Source organism: Actibacterium naphthalenivorans, assembly GCF_014196965.1.
GTDB classification, from domain to species: Bacteria; Pseudomonadota; Alphaproteobacteria; order Rhodobacterales; family Rhodobacteraceae; genus Actibacterium_A; species Actibacterium_A naphthalenivorans.
On sequence record NZ_JACIEQ010000001.1, the window covers coordinates 800,326 to 818,726 of the forward strand.

General features: G+C 66.6%; 24 protein-coding genes. 4 read left to right on the forward strand and 20 right to left on the reverse strand.

Annotation, left to right across the window (positions count from 1 at the left end; all coding sequences use genetic code 11):
- Positions 1-22: 22 nt before the first annotated feature.
- The gene (locus GGR17_RS03890; protein WP_037205204.1) at positions 23-484 is read right to left on the reverse strand and encodes a hypothetical protein; all 462 of its coding nucleotides are present in this window, start codon (positions 482-484) and stop codon (positions 23-25) included.
- Positions 485-849: 365 nt separating this feature from the next.
- On the opposite strand from GGR17_RS03890, the gene GGR17_RS03895 reads away from it, so the two are divergent.
- The gene (locus GGR17_RS03895) at positions 850-1,440 is read left to right on the forward strand and encodes a thymidine kinase (protein WP_054538009.1); all 591 of its coding nucleotides are present in this window, start codon (positions 850-852) and stop codon (positions 1,438-1,440) included.
- A gap of 18 nt (positions 1,441-1,458) precedes the next feature.
- Here the strand turns inward: GGR17_RS03895 and GGR17_RS03900 are convergent, their stop codons facing one another.
- The 14 genes from GGR17_RS03900 to GGR17_RS03965 form a co-directional block, all read right to left on the reverse strand.
- The gene (locus GGR17_RS03900; RefSeq protein WP_054538008.1) at positions 1,459-1,659 is read right to left on the reverse strand and encodes a CsbD family protein; all 201 of its coding nucleotides are present in this window, start codon (positions 1,657-1,659) and stop codon (positions 1,459-1,461) included.
- A gap of 64 nt (positions 1,660-1,723) precedes the next feature.
- Positions 1,724-2,680, reverse strand: a complete 957-nt coding sequence (locus GGR17_RS03905) for a 2-hydroxyacid dehydrogenase (RefSeq protein WP_054538007.1) — start codon at positions 2,678-2,680, stop codon at positions 1,724-1,726.
- On the reverse strand, positions 2,680-3,018 hold the full coding sequence (locus GGR17_RS03910) for a tRNA-binding protein (RefSeq protein ID WP_054538006.1): 339 nt from the start codon (positions 3,016-3,018) through the stop codon (positions 2,680-2,682). Before GGR17_RS03910 ends, GGR17_RS03905 begins: the two co-directional genes overlap by 1 nt.
- Positions 3,015-3,836: a pyrroline-5-carboxylate reductase gene (proC, locus tag GGR17_RS03915; RefSeq protein WP_054538005.1), complete on the reverse strand. Its 822-nt coding sequence runs from the start codon at positions 3,834-3,836 to the stop codon at positions 3,015-3,017. The genes GGR17_RS03910 and proC overlap by 4 nt, the downstream gene beginning before the upstream one ends.
- Before the next feature lie 31 nt (positions 3,837-3,867).
- Complete coding sequence (locus GGR17_RS03920; protein ID WP_037205097.1) at positions 3,868-4,371, reverse strand: type III secretion system chaperone family protein; 504 nt, start codon at positions 4,369-4,371, stop codon at positions 3,868-3,870.
- A 277-nt stretch (positions 4,372-4,648) separates the two neighbouring features.
- Positions 4,649-5,770 (reverse strand): molybdenum ABC transporter ATP-binding protein, encoded by a 1,122-nt coding sequence (gene modC / locus GGR17_RS03925; protein ID WP_054538004.1) that lies wholly within the window; start codon positions 5,768-5,770, stop codon positions 4,649-4,651.
- Positions 5,767-6,444 carry a molybdate ABC transporter permease subunit gene (gene modB, locus GGR17_RS03930; protein ID WP_207642691.1) on the reverse strand — a complete coding sequence of 226 codons (678 nt, stop codon included), beginning with the start codon at positions 6,442-6,444 and terminating at the stop codon, positions 5,767-5,769. The genes modC and modB overlap by 4 nt, the downstream gene beginning before the upstream one ends.
- Entirely contained in the window at positions 6,434-7,174 is a 741-nt protein-coding gene (modA, locus tag GGR17_RS03935) for a molybdate ABC transporter substrate-binding protein (protein ID WP_255353377.1), read from the reverse strand. The genes modB and modA overlap by 11 nt, the downstream gene beginning before the upstream one ends.
- A gap of 11 nt (positions 7,175-7,185) precedes the next feature.
- Positions 7,186-7,929 (reverse strand): TOBE domain-containing protein, encoded by a 744-nt coding sequence (locus GGR17_RS03940; protein ID WP_235974400.1) that lies wholly within the window; start codon positions 7,927-7,929, stop codon positions 7,186-7,188.
- Positions 7,930-8,131: 202 nt separating this feature from the next.
- On the reverse strand, positions 8,132-9,160 hold the full coding sequence (locus GGR17_RS03945; protein WP_054538001.1) for a GGDEF domain-containing protein: 1,029 nt from the start codon (positions 9,158-9,160) through the stop codon (positions 8,132-8,134).
- A gap of 5 nt (positions 9,161-9,165) precedes the next feature.
- Positions 9,166-9,753, reverse strand: a complete 588-nt coding sequence (locus GGR17_RS03950; protein WP_037205083.1) for a heme NO-binding domain-containing protein — start codon at positions 9,751-9,753, stop codon at positions 9,166-9,168.
- Between the two features lie 89 nt (positions 9,754-9,842).
- Entirely contained in the window at positions 9,843-11,399 is a 1,557-nt protein-coding gene (locus GGR17_RS03955) for a trimethylamine methyltransferase family protein (RefSeq protein WP_054538000.1), read from the reverse strand.
- A 93-nt stretch (positions 11,400-11,492) separates the two neighbouring features.
- Entirely contained in the window at positions 11,493-12,194 is a 702-nt protein-coding gene (locus GGR17_RS03960) for an HAD family hydrolase (protein ID WP_054537999.1), read from the reverse strand.
- 145 nt (positions 12,195-12,339) lie between these two features.
- On the reverse strand, positions 12,340-12,642 hold the full coding sequence (locus tag GGR17_RS03965) for a DUF3572 domain-containing protein (protein WP_235974401.1): 303 nt from the start codon (positions 12,640-12,642) through the stop codon (positions 12,340-12,342).
- Positions 12,643-12,719: 77 nt separating this feature from the next.
- On the opposite strand from GGR17_RS03965, the gene GGR17_RS03970 reads away from it, so the two are divergent.
- Entirely contained in the window at positions 12,720-14,096 is a 1,377-nt protein-coding gene (locus tag GGR17_RS03970) for a diguanylate cyclase (protein WP_054537998.1), read from the forward strand.
- Positions 14,097-14,108: 12 nt separating this feature from the next.
- Here the strand turns inward: GGR17_RS03970 and GGR17_RS03975 are convergent, their stop codons facing one another.
- From GGR17_RS03975 to GGR17_RS03990, 4 genes are all read right to left on the reverse strand, one after another.
- The gene (locus tag GGR17_RS03975; protein WP_082386504.1) at positions 14,109-14,606 is read right to left on the reverse strand and encodes a periplasmic heavy metal sensor; all 498 of its coding nucleotides are present in this window, start codon (positions 14,604-14,606) and stop codon (positions 14,109-14,111) included.
- Entirely contained in the window at positions 14,603-14,965 is a 363-nt protein-coding gene (locus GGR17_RS03980) for a hypothetical protein (protein ID WP_054537996.1), read from the reverse strand. The genes GGR17_RS03975 and GGR17_RS03980 overlap by 4 nt, the downstream gene beginning before the upstream one ends.
- Positions 14,958-15,542 (reverse strand): RNA polymerase sigma factor, encoded by a 585-nt coding sequence (locus tag GGR17_RS03985; RefSeq protein ID WP_054537995.1) that lies wholly within the window; start codon positions 15,540-15,542, stop codon positions 14,958-14,960. The genes GGR17_RS03980 and GGR17_RS03985 overlap by 8 nt, the downstream gene beginning before the upstream one ends.
- Positions 15,543-15,643: 101 nt before the next feature.
- Positions 15,644-16,204, reverse strand: a complete 561-nt coding sequence (locus GGR17_RS03990; RefSeq protein ID WP_054537994.1) for an EF-hand domain-containing protein — start codon at positions 16,202-16,204, stop codon at positions 15,644-15,646.
- Positions 16,205-16,419: 215 nt separating this feature from the next.
- Between GGR17_RS03990 and GGR17_RS03995 the strand changes: the two genes are divergently transcribed.
- A complete protein-coding gene (locus GGR17_RS03995) occupies positions 16,420-16,803 on the forward strand; it encodes a DUF983 domain-containing protein (RefSeq protein ID WP_037205066.1) in 384 nt (127 codons plus the stop codon).
- Positions 16,764-17,480 (forward strand): NUDIX hydrolase, encoded by a 717-nt coding sequence (locus GGR17_RS04000; RefSeq protein ID WP_054537993.1) that lies wholly within the window; start codon positions 16,764-16,766, stop codon positions 17,478-17,480. Before GGR17_RS03995 ends, GGR17_RS04000 begins: the two co-directional genes overlap by 40 nt.
- On the opposite strand, the gene GGR17_RS04005 is transcribed toward GGR17_RS04000, so the two are convergent.
- On the reverse strand, positions 17,477-18,370 hold the full coding sequence (locus GGR17_RS04005) for a DMT family transporter (RefSeq protein ID WP_054537992.1): 894 nt from the start codon (positions 18,368-18,370) through the stop codon (positions 17,477-17,479). The two genes, GGR17_RS04000 and GGR17_RS04005, sit on opposite strands and share 4 nt — an antisense overlap.
- Between the last annotated feature and the right edge of the window lie 31 nt (positions 18,371-18,401).

Below are 18,401 nucleotides of genomic sequence, written 5' to 3' on the forward strand. Positions count from 1 at the left end.
CAGATCGGGAAGGGGCGGCCGCTCAGGTCGCCTCTTCCTCCAGATGCAGCTTCATCTGCAACAACACCTGCTGAAGCGCCGTCGTTTCGCGCAGCAGCCGCTTGGCCTCGTTGAAGGTGATGATGCCATCCTCGATGGATTGGCTGTATTCCGCCATCAGCATCGCAAACCGCTGCGACAGGGCGACGACATCGGCATTCACCCCGCCGCCTTCCGAGTTCCGCTTTTCCATCGAATAGGACAGCGTGATCCCCTGCAGCTCTGCCAGTGCGGTGGTCACATGCGGAAACCGGGCGGCGGATTCCAGCGCCGCGACCGCATCGACCGGCATGAACCGGTCGGCGTGTTCCTCCGCATCTGAATAATAGCGCCCCAATGTCGCCTTCGAGCGGCCGGTCAGGCTGCAGGCGGCTTCGATCCCCACATCCTTGACCAGCGCTTCGCTGTGTTTTTTCAGGTAACTGCCAATTCCAGCCTTCGTCATCCACCTGACCTTAATCATTTAATTCCGGGCGGGGAACCCTCGCCGTCTTTTCCCATTAATCTGCTCTTACGGGTTTGTAATACTTAAAACCATCCCGAACGTAGGGAAAAGGTGCGAGTAACCTGCGTCCCCAGCGCTGGTATTTTGTGGGGGGCCCGCTGCGGTTCGTCTTACGGGAGCGACAACTCCGGGCGACCGGAGGCAACGCAGCGGCCCCATCACGCACCATAAACTTGCTCAGGTCCGGCCCCGTCGTCATCCCCAGAACAGACTTGCGCCGGACCTGTTTTCCAACCCCGTTTGCGCCGCTGTTTTCCAGCCCTGCCCCCCTTGATCGCCCGCCCCCGGAGCGGGATAAGCAGTTTATGGCAAAGCTCTATTTCAACTATTCGACGATGAACGCGGGAAAATCGACGATCCTGCTGCAGGCGTCGCACAACTACCGCGAGCGCGGCATGGAAACCTTCCTGCTGACCGCCCGGCTGGACACCCGCGCCGGGAACGGCCGCATCGCATCCCGCATCGGCATCGGCGAAAACGCCGAAACCTTCGATGCCTCAGATGATCTGTTCGCGGTGATTGAGGCGCGGCTGAGCCACGGGCCATGCGCCTGTATTTTCATCGACGAAGCACAATTTTTGACCAAGCAGCAGGTGTGGCAGCTTGCCCGCGCGGTCGATGACCTTAAGATTCCGGTGATGTGCTATGGGTTGCGGGTGGATTTCCGCGGGGAGCTTTTCCCGGGCTCGGCCGCCCTTCTGGCGCTGGCCGACGAGATGCGCGAGGTACGCACCATCTGCCATTGCGGCAAGAAAGCATCGATGGTGGTGCGCAGGGGGCCTGACGGCACGGCGCTGCGCGAAGGGGCGCAAGTGCAGGTCGGCGGAAACGAAACCTATGTTTCGCTCTGCCGCAGGCACTGGCGCAAGGAAATGGGCGACACCCAGACCAGATAGGGTGTCGCCCGACGCTCGTTACGTGTGGTCGCGGTAAAAATCATCCACGGCACGTTCGGCGTCATCCCTTGTCTGCCCGTACTTCTCCTGCACAAGGCCGATCAGCTTTTCGCGCTTGCCTTCGGCCTGATCCAGCTCGTCGTTGGTGAGCTCGCCCCATTTTTCCTGAGCGGCGCCCTTGAGCTGTTTCCAGTTGCCTTCAACGATATCCCAGTTCATTTCGAAGCTCCTTTCCTTAAGCGTTCGGAAATGAAACGCGCCCGGGCGCCGCGGGTTCCGGGGTTCAGACGACGTTCGGCGGGGTTTCGCCGGCGAGGAATGCGCGGATGTTTTCCACCGCCATCATCCCCATCGCCGCCCGCACCTCGAGCGCGGCAGTGCCCAGATGCGGCAGCAGGGTGACATTGTCCAGCGCGCGCAGCGCCTCGGGCACCTCCGGCTCGAACTCATAGACATCCAGCCCCGCCCCGGCGATCTGCCCGGTTTGCAGCGCCGAAATCAGCGCCGTCTCGTCCACCACATCGCCGCGCGCGATATTCACGAAATGCGCCGTGGGCTTCATCGCCTCGAACACCTCCGCCCCGATCAGATGGCGGGTCGACGCGCCGCCGGGCACCGCCGTCACCAGCACATCGGCGGCCCGCGCCACCTTTGCGATGCTCTCCACCGGGGTGGCGGGGACGCCAGGATCATCAACCGGCGAGCGGTTGAAGAACACCACGTCCATGCCAAAGCCATGGTGGCAACGCCGTGCGATCGCCTTGCCGATCCGCCCCATGCCGACAATCCCCAGCGTCTTGCCGCTGACATGCTGGCCCAGCATCTGCGTCGGGTGCCAGCCCTGCCATGCGCCCGAGCGCACCAGCCGCTCGCCCTCGGCCGCGCGGCGGCAGCTCATCAGGATCAGCGTCAGCGCGATATCGGCGGTGGCATCCGTGACCGCCCCCGGCGTGTTGGTCACGGTCACCCCGGCCGCGCGCGCCGCCGCCACGTCGATATGGTTGTAGCCCACCCCGAAATTGGCCAGAAGCCGGGCGCGCGGGTGCGGCACCTCGTCGAAAATCTCTGCGTCATACGCATCGCCCAAGGTGGGCAACACCGCATCGAACACCGTCAGCGACGCGCGCATTTCCGCCGGTTTCATCGGCGCGGTGCTGGCCCGCACCTCGACCTCGGCAAAGTCGCGCACCGCGTCGCAGACGGCTTCGGGCAACGGCCGCGTGATCAGGATCCGCGCCATCAGAACAGCCGCCCGCCGAGCGGCACGTCCTTGTCGGGGGTCAGCAGTACCACCTCGCCCGCCGCGTCGGGCACGCCCAGCACCAGCACCTCCGACATGAACTTGCCGATCTGGCGCGGCGGAAAGTTGACCACCGCCATCACCCGCTTGCCCGGCAGATCTTCGGGCGTGTAATGCGCGGTGATCTGGGCAGAGCTTTTCCGCTCGCCGATCCCCGGCCCGAAATCGACCCACAGCTTGATCGCGGGCTTGCGCGCCTCGGGGAAGGGCTCGGCGCGGGTGATCTGCCCCACACGGATATCCACCTTCAGGAAATCGTCAAAGCTGATCACGCTCATTTTCCCAGCTCCCGGCTGCGGTCGGCGGCGGCCTTTACCGCGCGCCGCATCAATGCGGGAAAGCCCGTGTCAGGGTCCATCAGAACCGCCAGCGCGGCCGCCGTGGTGCCCCCCGGAGAGGTGACGTTGACACGCAGTTGCGCGGGGTCTTCGTCCGCCTGTTCCGCCAGATGCCCGGCTCCGGCCACGGTGGCCCTGGCCAGCGTCATCGCCAGATCGGCGGGCAACCCTTCGGCCTGCCCCGCCGCCGCCAGCGTTTCGATCAGATGGAACACATAAGCCGGCCCCGACCCCGATACCGCCGTCACCGCATCCATCTGCGCCTCATGCTCCAGCCGCACCGTCTGACCCACCGCCGAAAGCAGCGCCTCGGCCAGTTGCATCTGGGCCTCGCCCGCCACGGCATTGCCGATCAGCGCGGTGATGCCGCGCGACACGGCGGCAGGCGTATTCGGCATGGCGCGGATGATCGGGGTGTCAGCGCCCAGAACCCTCTCGTAGAACGACAGCGGCGTTCCGGCCGCGACCGAAAGAAACAGCGTGGCGCCATTGCCCAGCGGCGCCAGCACCGGCAGCGCCTGTTCCATCATCTGGGGTTTCACGGCGACAAGAACGATGGCGGGGCTTTCCGGCAGCGCCGCGTTCAGATGAAGCCCCTGCCCCGCAAGCCCGCGCAGCCAGTCCGACGGGTGCGGGTCCATCACCCAGACAGCATTGGTGGGCAGCCCCTGCCCGAGCCAGCCCGCCAGCATCGCCGACCCCATCTTGCCGCAGCCGAGAAGCACAAGCCCCCGGCTGCTGACGTCACTGATATTCATAAGTTTCTCCCGGTCGTGATCCGGGTGCAGGTTAGGCCCGGCCGTACGCCTCGGCAATGGCCACCTGCATCGCCTGTTCCGGCGTCTGATCCGCCCAGGACACGAGCTGGAACGCCGGATAGAACCGCTCCGACGCGCCCACGGCCGCGCCGATCAGCCGGTCGATCTGTTCGGCGGTGGCGATCTGGCCACCGGCCAGAACCAGGCCATAGCGGTAGACCATCAGCCGCTGCTCGTTCCAATAGGTGAAGGCACCGGCCCAGCACATGTCATTCGTGCGGTTCAGCGTCTCGTAGATCTGCGGCAGCTTGTCTTCGGGCGGCTCCATCTCGAATGTGCAGATCAGGCGCAGGGTTTCGTCGACGCAAGACCAGGCGAGGGTGATGGAATAGGTCCGCCACTGCCCCTCGACCGCCATGGCGATCTGATCGTCGGTAACACGATCGAAATCCCACTCATGATGCTCGGCGATATGCTCGACGATATCGATGGGGTGCAGTTCCTCGGTGTGAAGGAAATCTTCGGAAAGTGACATGCCCGGCCTCATTGGTTGTAGCTTAGCGTGGATGGCAGTCCCACTAAGCCTAGGTGCCTGCTCTAGGTCGGGCGTTCATTCGCCGGTGACCTTACTAGATATGGTGTGCCGAAAGGTCGAGCCTGTAAAGAACAAAATTTGCGAATCTTCCATGACAGGGTGCCTGCTGTAGCTCGCCACTAAAGTTTGCAGTATTTGACAGAGATGTTTGCAGCGGCGGGTTTTCCCGAAAATTCCCGCGCGGCACGGCGCCTTTCGGATCAGGCCCGGTGCCAGTTCACGCCGTGTCCGCCCCGCCGGTGGGCAGGGTCAGCGAGACGCTCTTGACCTGTGCGAAAACCGGCTGGCCGGGGGCCAGTTGCAGATGGTCCCAGGACCGGCGCGTGATCCGCGCCATGATCCGCGCCCCCGCCCCGTCTTCCCCCAGGCCAATCACGACCAGCATCATGAATTCCTCCTGCGGCTCGGCCCCCATGATGCGGCCCGGCAGCACGTTCAGGATGGTGCTGCCCGGCACCGGCTGCCGTGACAGGCTGACATCGGCGGCAGCGATCCGGATGCGATGCTCGGCCCCCGCCGGCTGTAGATCATTGGCCAGGATAATCTCTCCGCCCGCCACGGCCAGCGTGGTCAGCCCATAGGCCGGATCATAGCCGATGGTTCGGGCCGGCAGCGCAACGCCCGCCTGCGGAAGCCGCGCGATCGCGAGCGTGGGATCGGCCTGCAGCACCTCCAACGGACCAGCGGCCGAAACCCGGCCCGCGCGCAGAAGGATCAGGTGATCGGCCAGCCGCTCGACCTCGGTGATATCATGGCTGACATAGAGGATCGGAAGCGGGAGCCTGTCGCGGATTCGCGCCAGATAGGGCAGGATTTCATTCTTGCTGAACTGGTCAAGCGCGGCCAGCGGCTCGTCCATCAACAGCACGCCGGGGTTCGACAACAGCGCCCGCCCCATCGCAACGCGCTGCCGCTCGCCGCCCGACAGGGTCGCCGGCGCGCGCTCCATCATGGGGGCCAGGCCCAACAGATCGATGACGTCGTCGAAACGGATCGGCTGATCCGCACCGCCCTTCGCGGCACGGCGCTGCCCGTACTGAAGATTGCGGCGCACCGACAGATGCGAAAACAGGCTCGCTTCCTGAAAGACATAGCCGACGGGGCGTTTGTGTGGCGGCAAGAACCGCCGGCCATCCTGCCAGACCGCGCCGCCGAGAGCGAAATACCCCTCCTCCAGCCGCTGCAAGCCGGCGATGCAGCGCAACAGCGTGGTCTTGCCACAACCCGACGGACCAAACAGCGCGGTCACGCCACGGGCGGGCGCCCGGAATTCCAGGTCCACCGGAAAATTCCCGCGCCGCCCGCGAAAACGGGCGGATATCTGGCCCGGCGCATTCATCCGCGTGCCCGCCCGATACGCTTTTCCAGCAGCGTCATGCCCAGAATGACGACGAAGGAAAACACCAGCATTCCGCCCGCCAGCAGATGCGCGCGCGGCCATTGCAGGGTCTCGACATAGTCGTAGATCGCGACCGACAGCACCCTGGTTTCACCCGGAATATTGCCGCCGATCATCAGCACGACACCGAATTCCCCCACCGTATGGGCAAATCCAAGCACCGCGCCGGTCAGAAACCCCGGCCGGGCCAGCGGCAGCGCCACGGTCAGAAACCGGTCGAGCGGGGCAGCGCGCAACGTCGCCGCAACCTCCAGCGGGCGGTCGCCCACCGCCTCGAACGCGTTGCGCAGCGGCTGCACCACGAAGGGCATCGAATAAAGCACCGAACCGATCACCAGCCCTTCGAAGGTGAAGGCCAGCGAGCGCCCGCCCCAAAGGCCCGCCAGCCACCCGCCGGGGCCGCTGGGGCCAAGCCCGATCAGCAGGTAGAACCCGAGCACCGTTGGCGGCAGTACCAGCGGCAGTGCCACCAGCGTTGCCACCGCCTCTTTCCAGCGGGCCTGCGCGCGCGCCAGCCACCAGGCCAGCGGCGTGCCGAGCACAAGCAAAATGACGGTGGACAGGGTGGCCAGCCGAAGCGTCAGGAAAACCGGCCCCCAGATCTCAGCCGGCATCGGTGCCATAGCCGTAGCGCGCGATGATTGCCGCCGCCTCGGGCCCCTTCAGGAACCCGACGAAGGCCTGCGCCGCCGGGTTCCCCGCGCCGTTGCTCAGCAATACCGCATCCTGACGGATCGGCGCATAGAGATCATCCGGCACGATCCACGCCGATCCCTCTGTCCGCCCGGCAAGCTGTGACAGGGCGACAAAGCCCAGCTCGGCATTGCCCGTGGCCACGAACTGATAGGTCTGCGCGATGCTGTTGCCGCGCACGAATTTCGGCTCCAGCCGATCATGGACGCCAAGGTTGCGCATGACATCGACCGCCGCGGCGCCATAGGGCGCGGTTTCGGGGTTGGCCAGCGCGATCCGGGTGAAACCATCCGAGGACAGGACCGTTTCATCCGTCACGAGGCCGGGATCCGCGCTCCACAGCACCAGCTTGCCGATCGCATAGGTGAAATTCGTTCCGGCCACGGCCAGCCCCTCTTCCACGGCGCGGGCCGGGCGGGCGCTGTCGGCGGCCAGAAACACGTCGAACGGCGCGTTCTGGGTGATCTGGGTGAACAATTGCCCGGTCGGGCCGAAGCTCAGAAGCGCGCGGTGCCCGGTCGCGGCCTCAAAGGCGGTCGCGATTTCGGTCGCCGCTTCGGTGAAGTTCGCTGCGACGGCAACGTTGATCTCTTCGGCCCGAACGGAGCCGCCCGCGAGGGCCATAAAGACTGCCAGCAGAAGGTTTTTCACTGGTTTCCCTTTCAGTCGACGGCCAGAATGACATGCGCGGCGTCGATCAGCGCGCAGGCGGCGGCATCTTTTTCCAGCCCCAGCTGCTTTGCGCTGGCCAGGGTGACAGTGGCGGTCAGCGATTTGCCACCGCCGATATCCAGCGTAATCTCCGAGTTCACGGCGCCATCTTCCCGGTTGCTCACCACGCCTTCAATCCGGTTGCGCATGGAGGTGCGCCGCGCCTCGTCCACTGGCGCCAGAATGACGAACGGCGCCTTGATCAGCGCGATCGCCGGGCGGCCGGGCACAAGGCCCAGTTCGCGCAGGCTCTGGCGGGTGATGATCGCGGTCAGGGTGGTCCGGTCGGAAACGCGCAGGGTGACCTCTGCGTTCACCGCCCCGTTGACCACCTTCTCGACCGTGCCGCGCAGGGCATTGCGCGCGCTGGTTCGCATGAAAAACCCCCATAACATCCCTGCCGCGGCCACGCCTGTTCCGGCCAGCTCGGGCTCGAGCGCGCGAAAGGTCCGGGCGATTTCACTTTCCAGCCGGTGAAAGGTTTCGACGACGCGCAGGCCTTCCTCGGTCAGCACCGCGCCGCCACCTTGCCGCCCGCCGGTCTGCGCCGCGACAAGCGGCTGCCCGACGAGGTTGTTCATCGCGGTGATGGCATCCCACGCGGCCTTGTAGCTTACGCCGGTGGCCCGCGCCGCGGCGGAAATGCTGCCTTCGCGGCCGACAGCCTCGAGCAGGCGAACACGCTCCTTTCCCATGCGGGAGGCCCCGGATGAGGCAAAGGAAACTTCGGCGCGGATGCTCATCGTGACTGTTCCGGATATCGCTATATAGACCACCTATATAGCGAATCGCGAAAGCCGCAAATTCCTTTTTGGCCCTACCGCATCCAGTGCGACGCTCGGGCGCAGCCCCGGCCCGGAGCCAGGCAGCGCGCGCGCCGGTCAGACGGCGGGCCGCTCAATGCAAAGGCGCATCCCCGTTTCCGGCAGCGTCAGACCCGCGTCGAAGCGCCTCGCCCGCGAAGGTCGCGCGGGCGCGGCCGGCGCGTTTGGAAGCGTAAAGCGCCATGTCGGCGTCATGCAGAATCTGCGCGGCCTCGGCGGCGGGATATTGCGTAGAGACCGCGGTGCCGATGCTGGCCGACACCCGGCAGGGTTCGCCGTTGAAGAGGATCGGTTGCTCGAGCCGCCGGATGATCCGCAGGGCGATACCCTTCAGGCGCGACATATCCACCAGATCGCGAAAGATCAGAACGAACTCGTCGCCGCCCGCGCGGGCCACCGTATCGGTATCCCGCGTCTCCTCCACCAGAATGCGTGCCACATGCTGCAGCACGTGATCGCCGGCGGCATGGCCCAGATTGTCATTCACATCCTTGAAGAAATCGAGATCCAGATGCATCAGGCTGAAGGCGCGCCGCTCATCCACCAGCCGGGCAAGCACATGATCCATCGCGCGGCGGTTTTTCAGCCCAGTCAGCGTGTCGGTGAACGCCTGCTCCTCGGCCGCGATGCGGGCCCCCTGAAGCCGCTGGTTGAGCTTTTTCGATTCCTCCATCACCGCGCTCTTCGCCTCGACCAGATAGAGCATTTCCACCGTCAGGTCGGTCGCCGCGAAGTCGCCGACGGTCAGCCCGTAGGTCGCCACGGCCTCGACCACCGAAATCCCGAAAGACAGGTTGATCAGCGCGCCCTCCCCTTCGCCCAACCCGATGATGAGGCCCTTCAGGGCGGTGCAGGGCGCGGACCGAAAGGCGAGTTGCAGCCGCGCGCCATCTGGCCCGACGAAATCATCCAGCGTGTGCACCCCGCGCGGGCGGCGCAGTTCGAACACATCCAGGAAGCGGCGCCCGGCCAGCGGCGCCGCTGGCCGCAGTTTCTGAAGCGTGGGGCCGACCCGGCGGATGAGCCCCTTCGGGCAGACCCAGACATGCATCGGCATCAGGCAGGCCATGGCATCGGGCGAAAGGCGCATCGCATCCCGCATCCGCCCTACCCCGCCGGCATGGCCAGCTTGAAGCTGCGCCCCTCGGCAAAGCGGCAGTCCAGCAGTTCGACCTGCACCTCGGCGCGCCCCGCCGCCTCGCCCAGGTATTCCAGCAGAACCAGCGCGCCGTAATCATCCGCCATGGCCCGCAGGATGCCCAGCATCACATGGCCAGAGCCCGCGAAATGCCAGCGGCAGAGCAGGCGAAAGGTGGATGGCCCCTCGTCCACAATCTCCATATCGGGCAGGTCCAGATCGGGCACGGCCAGCCGGGCGCGATCGGCGAGGTCATCCAGCGAATGCAGGAATTCCATGAAGTTTTCGCCGCCGAAGCGCAACAGCCGGCGCAGCGGCTCGAGATTGGCGTGGGACACCAGGAAGGTGCCCAGATCCTCCAGCACCACCTCGCGCGATTTCTTCAGATGCCGCGACACCGACGTCAGAACAGCCTCGGTCAGCGCGTCGTCATAGATCAGCAGGGCCTCGAACCCCTCGGCGCGGAGGCCCGCATCGGCCGCCACATCGGCCCACAGCTCTGCGCCGTAGGTATCCTGCACAAAACACTGGATGGATCTGTTGATCAGACCATGCATGAAACGCCCTCGGTTTTTCGTAGGGGCAGCTTTGCAGAGGAAACCTTAACAATTCGCCAAGACAAGGCCGATGTCCGGGCGCCCGGCGCTCAGAAATCGGTCGGCGCGCCGCCCTCCGCCTTGCGCCTCTCGACGAAGGCCTCCAGCTCTTCGCGGATGTCCTCCTCCATCGGCGGGGCCTCGAAACCATTGACGATCTCCTTGAACACCCGGTGCGCCCGCTCGACCGTCCAGGACGCGCCATCCAGCGACCAGGATTCGTAGTTGCGCCAGTCCGACAGGAAGGGCTGGTAGAAGGCTGTCGCGTAGCGCTCCTGCGTATGGGCACAGCCGAAGAAATGGCCATCGCTTCCGACCTCGCGGATGGCCTCCAGCGCGATGTCATCGGGCGTGGTGGCCACCAGCGCCGGGTCGAAATAGCGCTGAATCTGCTGTAGCATCTCGCAATCCATGATGAATTTCTCGGGGCTCGCGATCAGCCCCCCCTCCAGCCAGCCAGCCGCGTGATAGACCATATGCGCGCCCGCCTGCACCGCCGACCACAGCGCGTTCGAGGTTTCCCACATCGCCTGCCCGTCCGGCACGTTCGCCGCGCAGGATCCCGACGCGCGCAGCGGCAGGCCGTAGAACCGTGCCATCTGGCCGGTCATCTGGGTGGCGCGCATGTATTCCGGCGTACCGAAGGCCGGCGCGCCGGATTTCATGTCCACGTTCGAGGTAAAGGTGCCCAGCACACAGGGCGCGCCGGGGCGGATATATTGCGCCAGCGCGATCGCGCAGAGCGCCTCGGCCAGCGATTGCGCCACCGCGCCCGCCATCGTCACCGGCGCCATGGCACCGGCCAGCGTGAAGGGCGTGACCACCACCGCCTGCCCGCGCCGCACGCAGCGCATCCAGCCGTCGAGCATCGGGATGTCATGCTTCAGCGGCGAGGTGGAGTTGATGTTGGTATACATGCGCGGCGCCGCCTCGAACTCGTCATGGCTCAGCCCGCCGGCGATGCGCACCATCTCCATCACATCCTCGACACGTTCGCGGCCCAGTGAATAGGCATGCGCCACCTTGTCGGTCAGGGTCAGCTTGTCGAACAGCACATCAAGGTGCCGGACGGAAGGATGCACATCCACCGGCTCCACCGGATAGCCGCCGGCGATGTGGATGCAGTTGAAATATTGGGTCAGCTTCAGCAGGTCGCGGCATTGCGCGCGCGTGCCGGGCACTTTGCCGCTGTGCAGATCCCAGTAGTTCGGCGGGGAAGAGACGTTGATGAACAGCATATGCCCGTCGCCGATGGTCACCCGGCGGTCCGGGTTGCGCGGGGTGATGGCAAAGCTGGACGGCGCCTTGGCCAGCATCTCCATCACGAAATCACGGCCCATGCGGACGGTGTGCCCGTCCACCGTGCAACCCGCCTGTTTCAGGATCGCGACCGCCTCGTCATTCAGAAACTCGATGCCGATCTCTTCGAGGATGCGCATCGCGCCGTCGTGAATCGCGGCCACGCCCTCTTCGGTCAGCGGCTCTGTCGGGCGGTCGGTGTTGCGCGGAATGCGCCACGGCATCTGCTCGATCACCGCCCCGCCCTGACGCAGTGCCTTTCCCGAATGCCCGCCCGAACGTCGCCTGCGAAGGGATGTACCGGCCATGATGCGCCTCCTTGCGTTTCCCCCAAGAAGACACCGGGCCCCGCCCCCGTGCCGCATCGAAAGCGACAGCAAGGCGTCGTTTTTCGCCGGCGTTCAGCGCAGGCGGGCGGTCAGATAGGCGCCGAGATGGCCGATATCGGGCAGGACGGCATCGGCCAGATCGGCCAGATCGCGCGCCGTCGCGGGCCCTGTCAGAACGCCGACCGTGCCCATCCCCGCCGCCCGGCCGGCGGTCAGGTCATGGCGGCTGTCGCCGATCATCAGCACCGATGCAGGGGCCAGCCCCGCCGCATCGGCAAAGGCCAGCAGCTGCCCCGGCGCGGGCTTCGCCCCGTGGCCCGAGTCGCTCCCGGCGATGAAATCGAACCGCCCCGCCACCCCGGCTGCGGCAAGATGCGCGCGCGCCGGGGCCTCGGCATCATTCGTCGCGACCCCCAGCGCCAGCCCCATCCCGCGCAACCCGTCCAGCATCGGCGCCAGCGGCACGGCCTCTTTCATCGGTGCGGCAGCCGCAGCCCGGTTCATCTGCGCGATCAGCACATCAGGCGAGGTACCGGGAAGATGCGGCAGCAGGAACGCGGCGATGTCGCCGGGCGTGCCGGCAATCACCGGGCTGTCGGGCGCGAAAACACCGGCCGAATGGTCAAACCCGATGGCCTGCCCCAGGGCCTGAGCCCGGCCGGCATCGCCTTGGGAAAGATCACTCAGAAACCCCTGCGCCCAGGCGCCCCAGGTGGCGTGGAAATCGAACAGCGTGCCGTCCTTGTCGAACAGGATTCCCCGGATCTCGGCCATGACACACCCTTGTTTTCAGCGGATACCGGGGGAATACCGCGCAGACCGCCCCAAAGCCAGCCTCGCGGTTGCCGCGGCGGCCGGAATCGGCCCGGCGCGCTGTGCGGCAAAGGGAAAAGGCCGGGCCAAGGGGCCTGTTCCGGCCTCAGGTCCAGTGCATGTCGGCACCGCCCGGCAGCGCCTGCCGGGCGCGCATGGGAATGTCATAGGCCAGCCCCTCGGCCTCGCAGAAGGCCATCACCCACGCATCGTCCATCGTCAGGAAATCCAGCACCGAAATCTGGAATTCGGACGTGGCCGCGCGCGCCTTCAGATCGTCGGGCGTGGCCCCGCTGGCGCCCAGGAAGACCGGCAACAGCTCTTCGTTGCCGACAAGCCAGCCCAGGGCCTTCAACGCCACCGTTTCCGCCTGATCCGCCCGCATGCGCCGCCCCCGTTCCGTGCTCATTAAAGGGTTTGTTAACACTTCCTGCTCAATACTGAACACGAAAAATCAACCCAGATCAGAGCGCGGGAGAAAGCTCAATGCCAGGGAAAATCCTCGTCGTGGATGACGTCGCGACGAACAGGATTGTCATGAAGGTGCGCTTGGCCGAGGCCTGCTATCAGGTGCTGCAGGCCGATGGCGGGCTGGCCGCGCTGGATCTGGCGCGGCGCGAACGGCCGGATCTGATCCTGCTGGATTTCATGATGGCCGATCTGGACGGGATCGAGGTGTGCCGCCGCCTGAAGGCCGACCCGGACACCGCCGAGATCCCGGTGATCATGGTCACCGCCGCGCGGAATTCCGAAGAAAAGCTGCGCGCGCTTCAGGCAGGCGCCGAAGAATTCCTGCCCAAGCCGCTGGACGAGCTGACGCTGCTGGCCCGCGTCCGTAGCCTGTTGCGCGCCCGTGAAACCGCGCGCGAACTGGCGCTGCGCGACGGCACGCGCCGGGTGCTGGGCTTTGATGAACCGGCAGAGGATTTCGCCCGCAAGGGGCGCATCGCTCTGATCGCGGCGCGGCAGGCGCAGGCGCTGCACTGGAAGGGCGCGCTGTCGCGGCATCTGAATGCCGAGTTGACGGTGATGACCCGCGACGGGGCGCTGGCCCTGTCGGACGGCGGGCCGGTGCCGGATCTGTTCGTGATCTCCGCCGATCTGGAGCGCAGCGGCGCCGGGCTGCGCCTGCTGACGGATCTGCGTTCGCGCGCCGCGACGCGCCACTCTGCCGTGCTCATGGTCGTGCCCGAAGGCGCACGCGAAGCCGCCGCAATGGCGCTGGATCTGGGCGCGAACGATCTGGTCAACAGCCCGTTCGACGGGCCGGAAATGGCGCTGCGGCTGGCCACCCAGCTCAGCCGGAAATATCAATCCGACCGGCTGCGCGCCTCGGTCAAGGACGGGCTGCGGCTGGCTGTCACCGACCCGCTGACCGGCCTGTTCAACCGCCGCTACGCGCTGCCGCATCTGGCGCGCATCGTCAGCCGCGCCGGTGAGACCCGGCGGCCCTGCGCCGTCATGCTGCTGGATATGGACCGGTTCAAGCAGGTCAATGACCGCCACGGCCATGCGGCGGGCGACGCGGTACTGGAACAGGTCGCGCGGCTGCTGAGCGCCGAATTGCGCGCCGTGGATCTGGTGGCCCGCATCGGGGGCGAGGAATTTCTGATCGCCCTGCCCGAAACCAGCCTGGAGATCGCCACCGCCACGGCCGAGCGTCTGCGCCTGCAGATCGGCGAAACGCCGGTGCTGCTGCCCGGCGGCAAAGGTGTGATCTCGGTTTCGGTCAGCATCGGGCTGACCCTGTGCGATCGTCCCGGCTGCGCGGTTGACGTGCTGATGGAAGAGGCCGACGCCGCGCTTTATGCCGCCAAGGCCGACGGGCGCAACAAGGTGACGATCCGCAATTCCGCCGCGTGATCCGCCCGCCGCTCAGTCCCGCGCGGGCGCGTGGCGGGGCGGGCCATGGCGCAACACCTGTTCCAGACGGTCGGCGAAGGCGGCCCGCTCTTCGGGCTCCATCGCGCTGATCTGTTCCAGAAAAAGCCGGCGCACAAGTTCGACCTGCTCGCCCACCCGCGCCTGCTGTGCCTCGAGCAGACCCGCCGCCGCCGCCGCATCGAAGGGTTCGGCGCGCAGCAATTGCAGCAGGCGCTCGAAATCCTGCCGCACCTCGTGGCGCGTGCTGCGCATCGCGCCCGCGTCATGCCTGAGCGCGCGGCGCAAGGCGCGCCGGTCTTCGGGGCTCAGCGCCCGCGTATAGGGCCCGTATTCCAGAATTTCGCGGCCCGGGGGTGCCCCGTTTCTTGAATGATAAAGAGCCGATCCCCCCACCAGCCCCAGCACCAGAAGGTTCATCGCCAGCGACAGCGCCAGTATCACACGCCCCCAGCGAACCCCCTTGGGCGCGGGCTGTTCGCTCATGCTCATGCGCCATCCTCCGTCAGATAGCCATCCATCGACGGGATCAGATCGACCACGTCATAGGCCACGCCGCCGCCGGGCCAGACGCTGATTGCCAGATCCCCGACGGCGCCCGGCGCCGCATAGCCGATCCAGACCCCCGCCAGCGTGGCGGTCGCAAGACCGGCAAGCGCGGGCCAGCCGCCCACCGCCCCGGACAGGCGCCGCCAGATCCCCCGGCGCGGCGCGGCCACGGGTGCGGGCTGTTGCGCCGACGCATCGGCAAGGACACGCGCCAGAAGCGCTGCAGAGGGCACCGGCGCCGTATCGCGCGCGGCCTGGAAGAAATCTTCCAGCTCTCGTTCCTGTTCGTACAGATCAGCCATCGGTATACCCCAGTTCTTCACGCCGCTCCGCCAATACGGCGGCCAGCGCCCGCTTTCCCCGTGCGGTCAGACTTTCGACCGCCTCGACACTAATTTCCAGCACTTCGGCGATCTCGGGGTTCGCCAACCCTTCGATATGCCGCAGCACCACCGCCTGCCGCTGCCGTTCCGGCAGCGTGAGCAGCGCCTCGTCCAGCGCCCGCGCCCGTGACGCGGCCAGCAGACGGGCCTCGGCCCCCGGCGCATCATCCTCGGGTTCGGGCACCGAATCGAGCGCCACGCCCCGCGCCTTGCGCAGCCGGTCGGTGCACAGGTTGGCCACGACCCGGAACAGCCAGGTTGTGACCTTCGCCTCGCCCTGGCGCCATTCGGGTGCGACCCGCCACAGGCGCAGCATCGCCTCCTGCGCCACGTCCTCGGCCTCGGCCATGTCGCCCAGCATGCGCATGGCGAACCCCAGCGCGCGCGGCGTCATGCGCAGCGTCAGGGCACGGGCAGCCGCCTCGTCGCCGTTGCCGTAGAGCACCAGCAGCGCCTCGTCCGAAACTTCATCTTGCGCGTCGAAGGCCATGTCCATCCTGCTGAAGGCCTAGCCTGTATCGTCTCCGGCGACAATCACGGCCCTGTGCGCGGCCCCGGCCATCCATACCGGGCGGGGCCGCGCTGTTTCATGCCGCGTCAGTGGTGCATCTGAAACCGGCCACCCATATGCCCTTCGGCAAAGCGCGCGCGGGCCGCGTCGAACTCTTCGGGCGAAATGGCGCCGTTGCCATCCGTATCCAGCATCTGGAACATCCGGTCGGCGGCCGGGGCCTGCGACAGTTCCTCAAGGCTCAGCAGCCCGTCGGCATTCTGATCCAGAAGCTCGATCATCCGGGCCGCGCGTTGCGCGCGCATTTCCGGCGTCACCTCGAACCGCTGCATGCCACCATCGTGACGGGCCATCCGGTCGGCCCAACGCCCGCCATCGGCCGGCCGCGCGGCCTGCATTTCCTCCGCCGAAATCGTACCGTCCTTGTCGGCGTCGATCGTGTCGAACCGGTTTTTCATCGGCACCTGCAACTCTTCCATCGTCAGGCCGCCGTCCTTATTGGCATCAAGCTGCTCGAAGCTCTGCATCCCCGGCCCGAACCCGGCGCCATCCTGCGGCCCGCGCGCCGTTGCGGGCATGGCGGCGGTCAGCACCGCGGCCCCCAGCGTAAGGGCGGAAATCGTGCTCAGAAAAATCTTGCGAGTCATTGATTGTCTCCTGCTTTCAACTTCGCGTTTTCCAACGCCGGCCACCGCCCGCGTTCACAAATTCAAACGCGCCAAGCGGAAACTTCCGTCGCCAAAGATACATCTTTTTTGCGACATCCCGCCGCAACGGCTGTCACGACCCTGTGCGGCGGGCTATTTTCCTGTAGATTATGGTCTGCCGCGCATGGAGGGATGCGTCGGCGCAAAGAGAAAGCATGTATATGGCAGAGCCGATTGAACGGCTGGTGCGGCCCGCGCTTTGGCGTGGCTGGCGCCGGCGTTGTCCAAATTGCGGGGCAGGCCCGATGTTGCGCGGATATCTGAAGGTCCGCGACACCTGCGCGGTGTGCCACGAAGAGCTGCACCATCACCGCGCCGATGACGGCCCGGCCTACCTGACGATCCTGATCGTCGGCCATCTGATGGCGCCGGTCATCCTGTGGGCCTTCGCCACCTTCCGCCCCGACCCGCTGGTGCTGGCCTCGATATTCTCGGTTGGCTGTGTCGGGCTCTCGCTTTACCTTCTTCCCCGGTTGAAGGGGCTGATGGTGGCGCTGCAATGGGCGAAGAAGATGCACGGGTTCGGAGCGAAGGGCTGAGCCCGCCCGACAAATCCGCGCTGCGCGACGCGGCGACGGTGATCATGCTGCGCGACGCGCGCACCGCGCCGAAGGTTCTGATGGGCCAGCGTGGCGCGGCGGCGGCCTTCATGCCCAACAAGTTCGTGTTTCCCGGCGGCGCGGTGGATGATGTGGATGCCGCCGTGCCCCTGTCGCCGCCCCTGAATCCGGCCTGCGACGCCCGCCTCAAAGACAGGGCCGACCCGGCGCTGGCATCGGCGCTGGTGGCCGCGGGCATCCGTGAGGTGTGGGAGGAAACCGGGCTGATCCTGGGCCGGCCCGGCGATTGGCCGGCAGATGCGCCCAGAGGCTGGCGCGGATTTGCCGCCTCGGGCCATCTGCCCAGTCCCGAGGGGTTTCATTTCATCTTTCGCGCCATCACCCCGCTCGGCCGCCCGCGCCGGTTCGATGCGCGGTTCTTTCTGGTCGAGGCCGACCGGGCCGTGGGCGATCTGGATGATTTCTCGCGCGCCGAGGATGAGTTGAGCCATCTGCAATGGGTTCCGCTGCCCAAGGCACGCGGCTTCGACCTGCCCTTCATCACCGAGGTCGTTCTGGCGGAAATCGCGGGCCTGCTGGAAACCGGCCTGCCACCGGCAAGCGTGCCCTTCTTCAACAATACCCCCGCAGCGTCGGAGTTTCTGCGGATCGCCTAGGCCAGCAGAACGATGGCCGCGATCGACAGGGCGATCAGCGCGATCCCCGCAAGCTCGCGCCCCGAAGAGCGTTCGCGGAACACCAGCCATGCCACCAGCACCGAAAACACCAGCTCCACCTGCCCCAGCGCCCGCACATAGGCGGCGTTCTGCAGGGTGAACGCGGTGAACCAGCCCAGGCTGCCCAGCATGCCCGTGATCCCCACCAGCGCGGTCTTGCGCCAGCTTGCCATGACCCGCCCCAACGCGCCCGGTTCGGTCAGCCGCAGCCACAGCGCCATGCCGATGGTCTGCGATGCCGTCACCACCGCCAGCGTCAGCGCCGCCCGCAGGAAGAAACCGCCGCCCTCCAGCGCCAGCGATGCCCCGCGATAGCCGATGGCCGACGCGCCGAACGCCGCCCCCGCCAGCAGCCCCAGCGCCGAGGCGCGGTTCCACGGGCTGCCCCCCGCCGCGCCGGGCGGGCGCGACAGCAGGATGACCCCGGCCACCCCGATCAGGATGGCGGCAAAGCCCGCCAGGCTCACCGCCTCGCCCAGCACAGCCAGCGAGAACAGCGCGACCAGAACGGTTTCGGTTTTCGTGAAGGCGATGCCGACGGCGAAGTTGCGCTCTGCAAACAGCGCCACCGTGGCGAAGGTGGCGATGACCTGCATCAGCCCGCCGCTCAGCGCGAAGGCCCAGAACCGGGCAGGCATGCCGGGCGCGGGCGCCCCGGATGCCACGATCAGCGCCCCTGCCAGCGCCGCCGCCAGCGGAGCGGCGAACAGAAATCGCGAAAACGTCGCGCCGCCGGTGCCGAGACCCGCCGACCGAAGCTGTTTTTGCAGCATGAAGCGCACGGTCTGCACCGCCGCAGCCGCGAGTGTGATGATAACCCAAAGCTCCATGGCCCCTGATGCCATGCGGCCGGGCACGGGT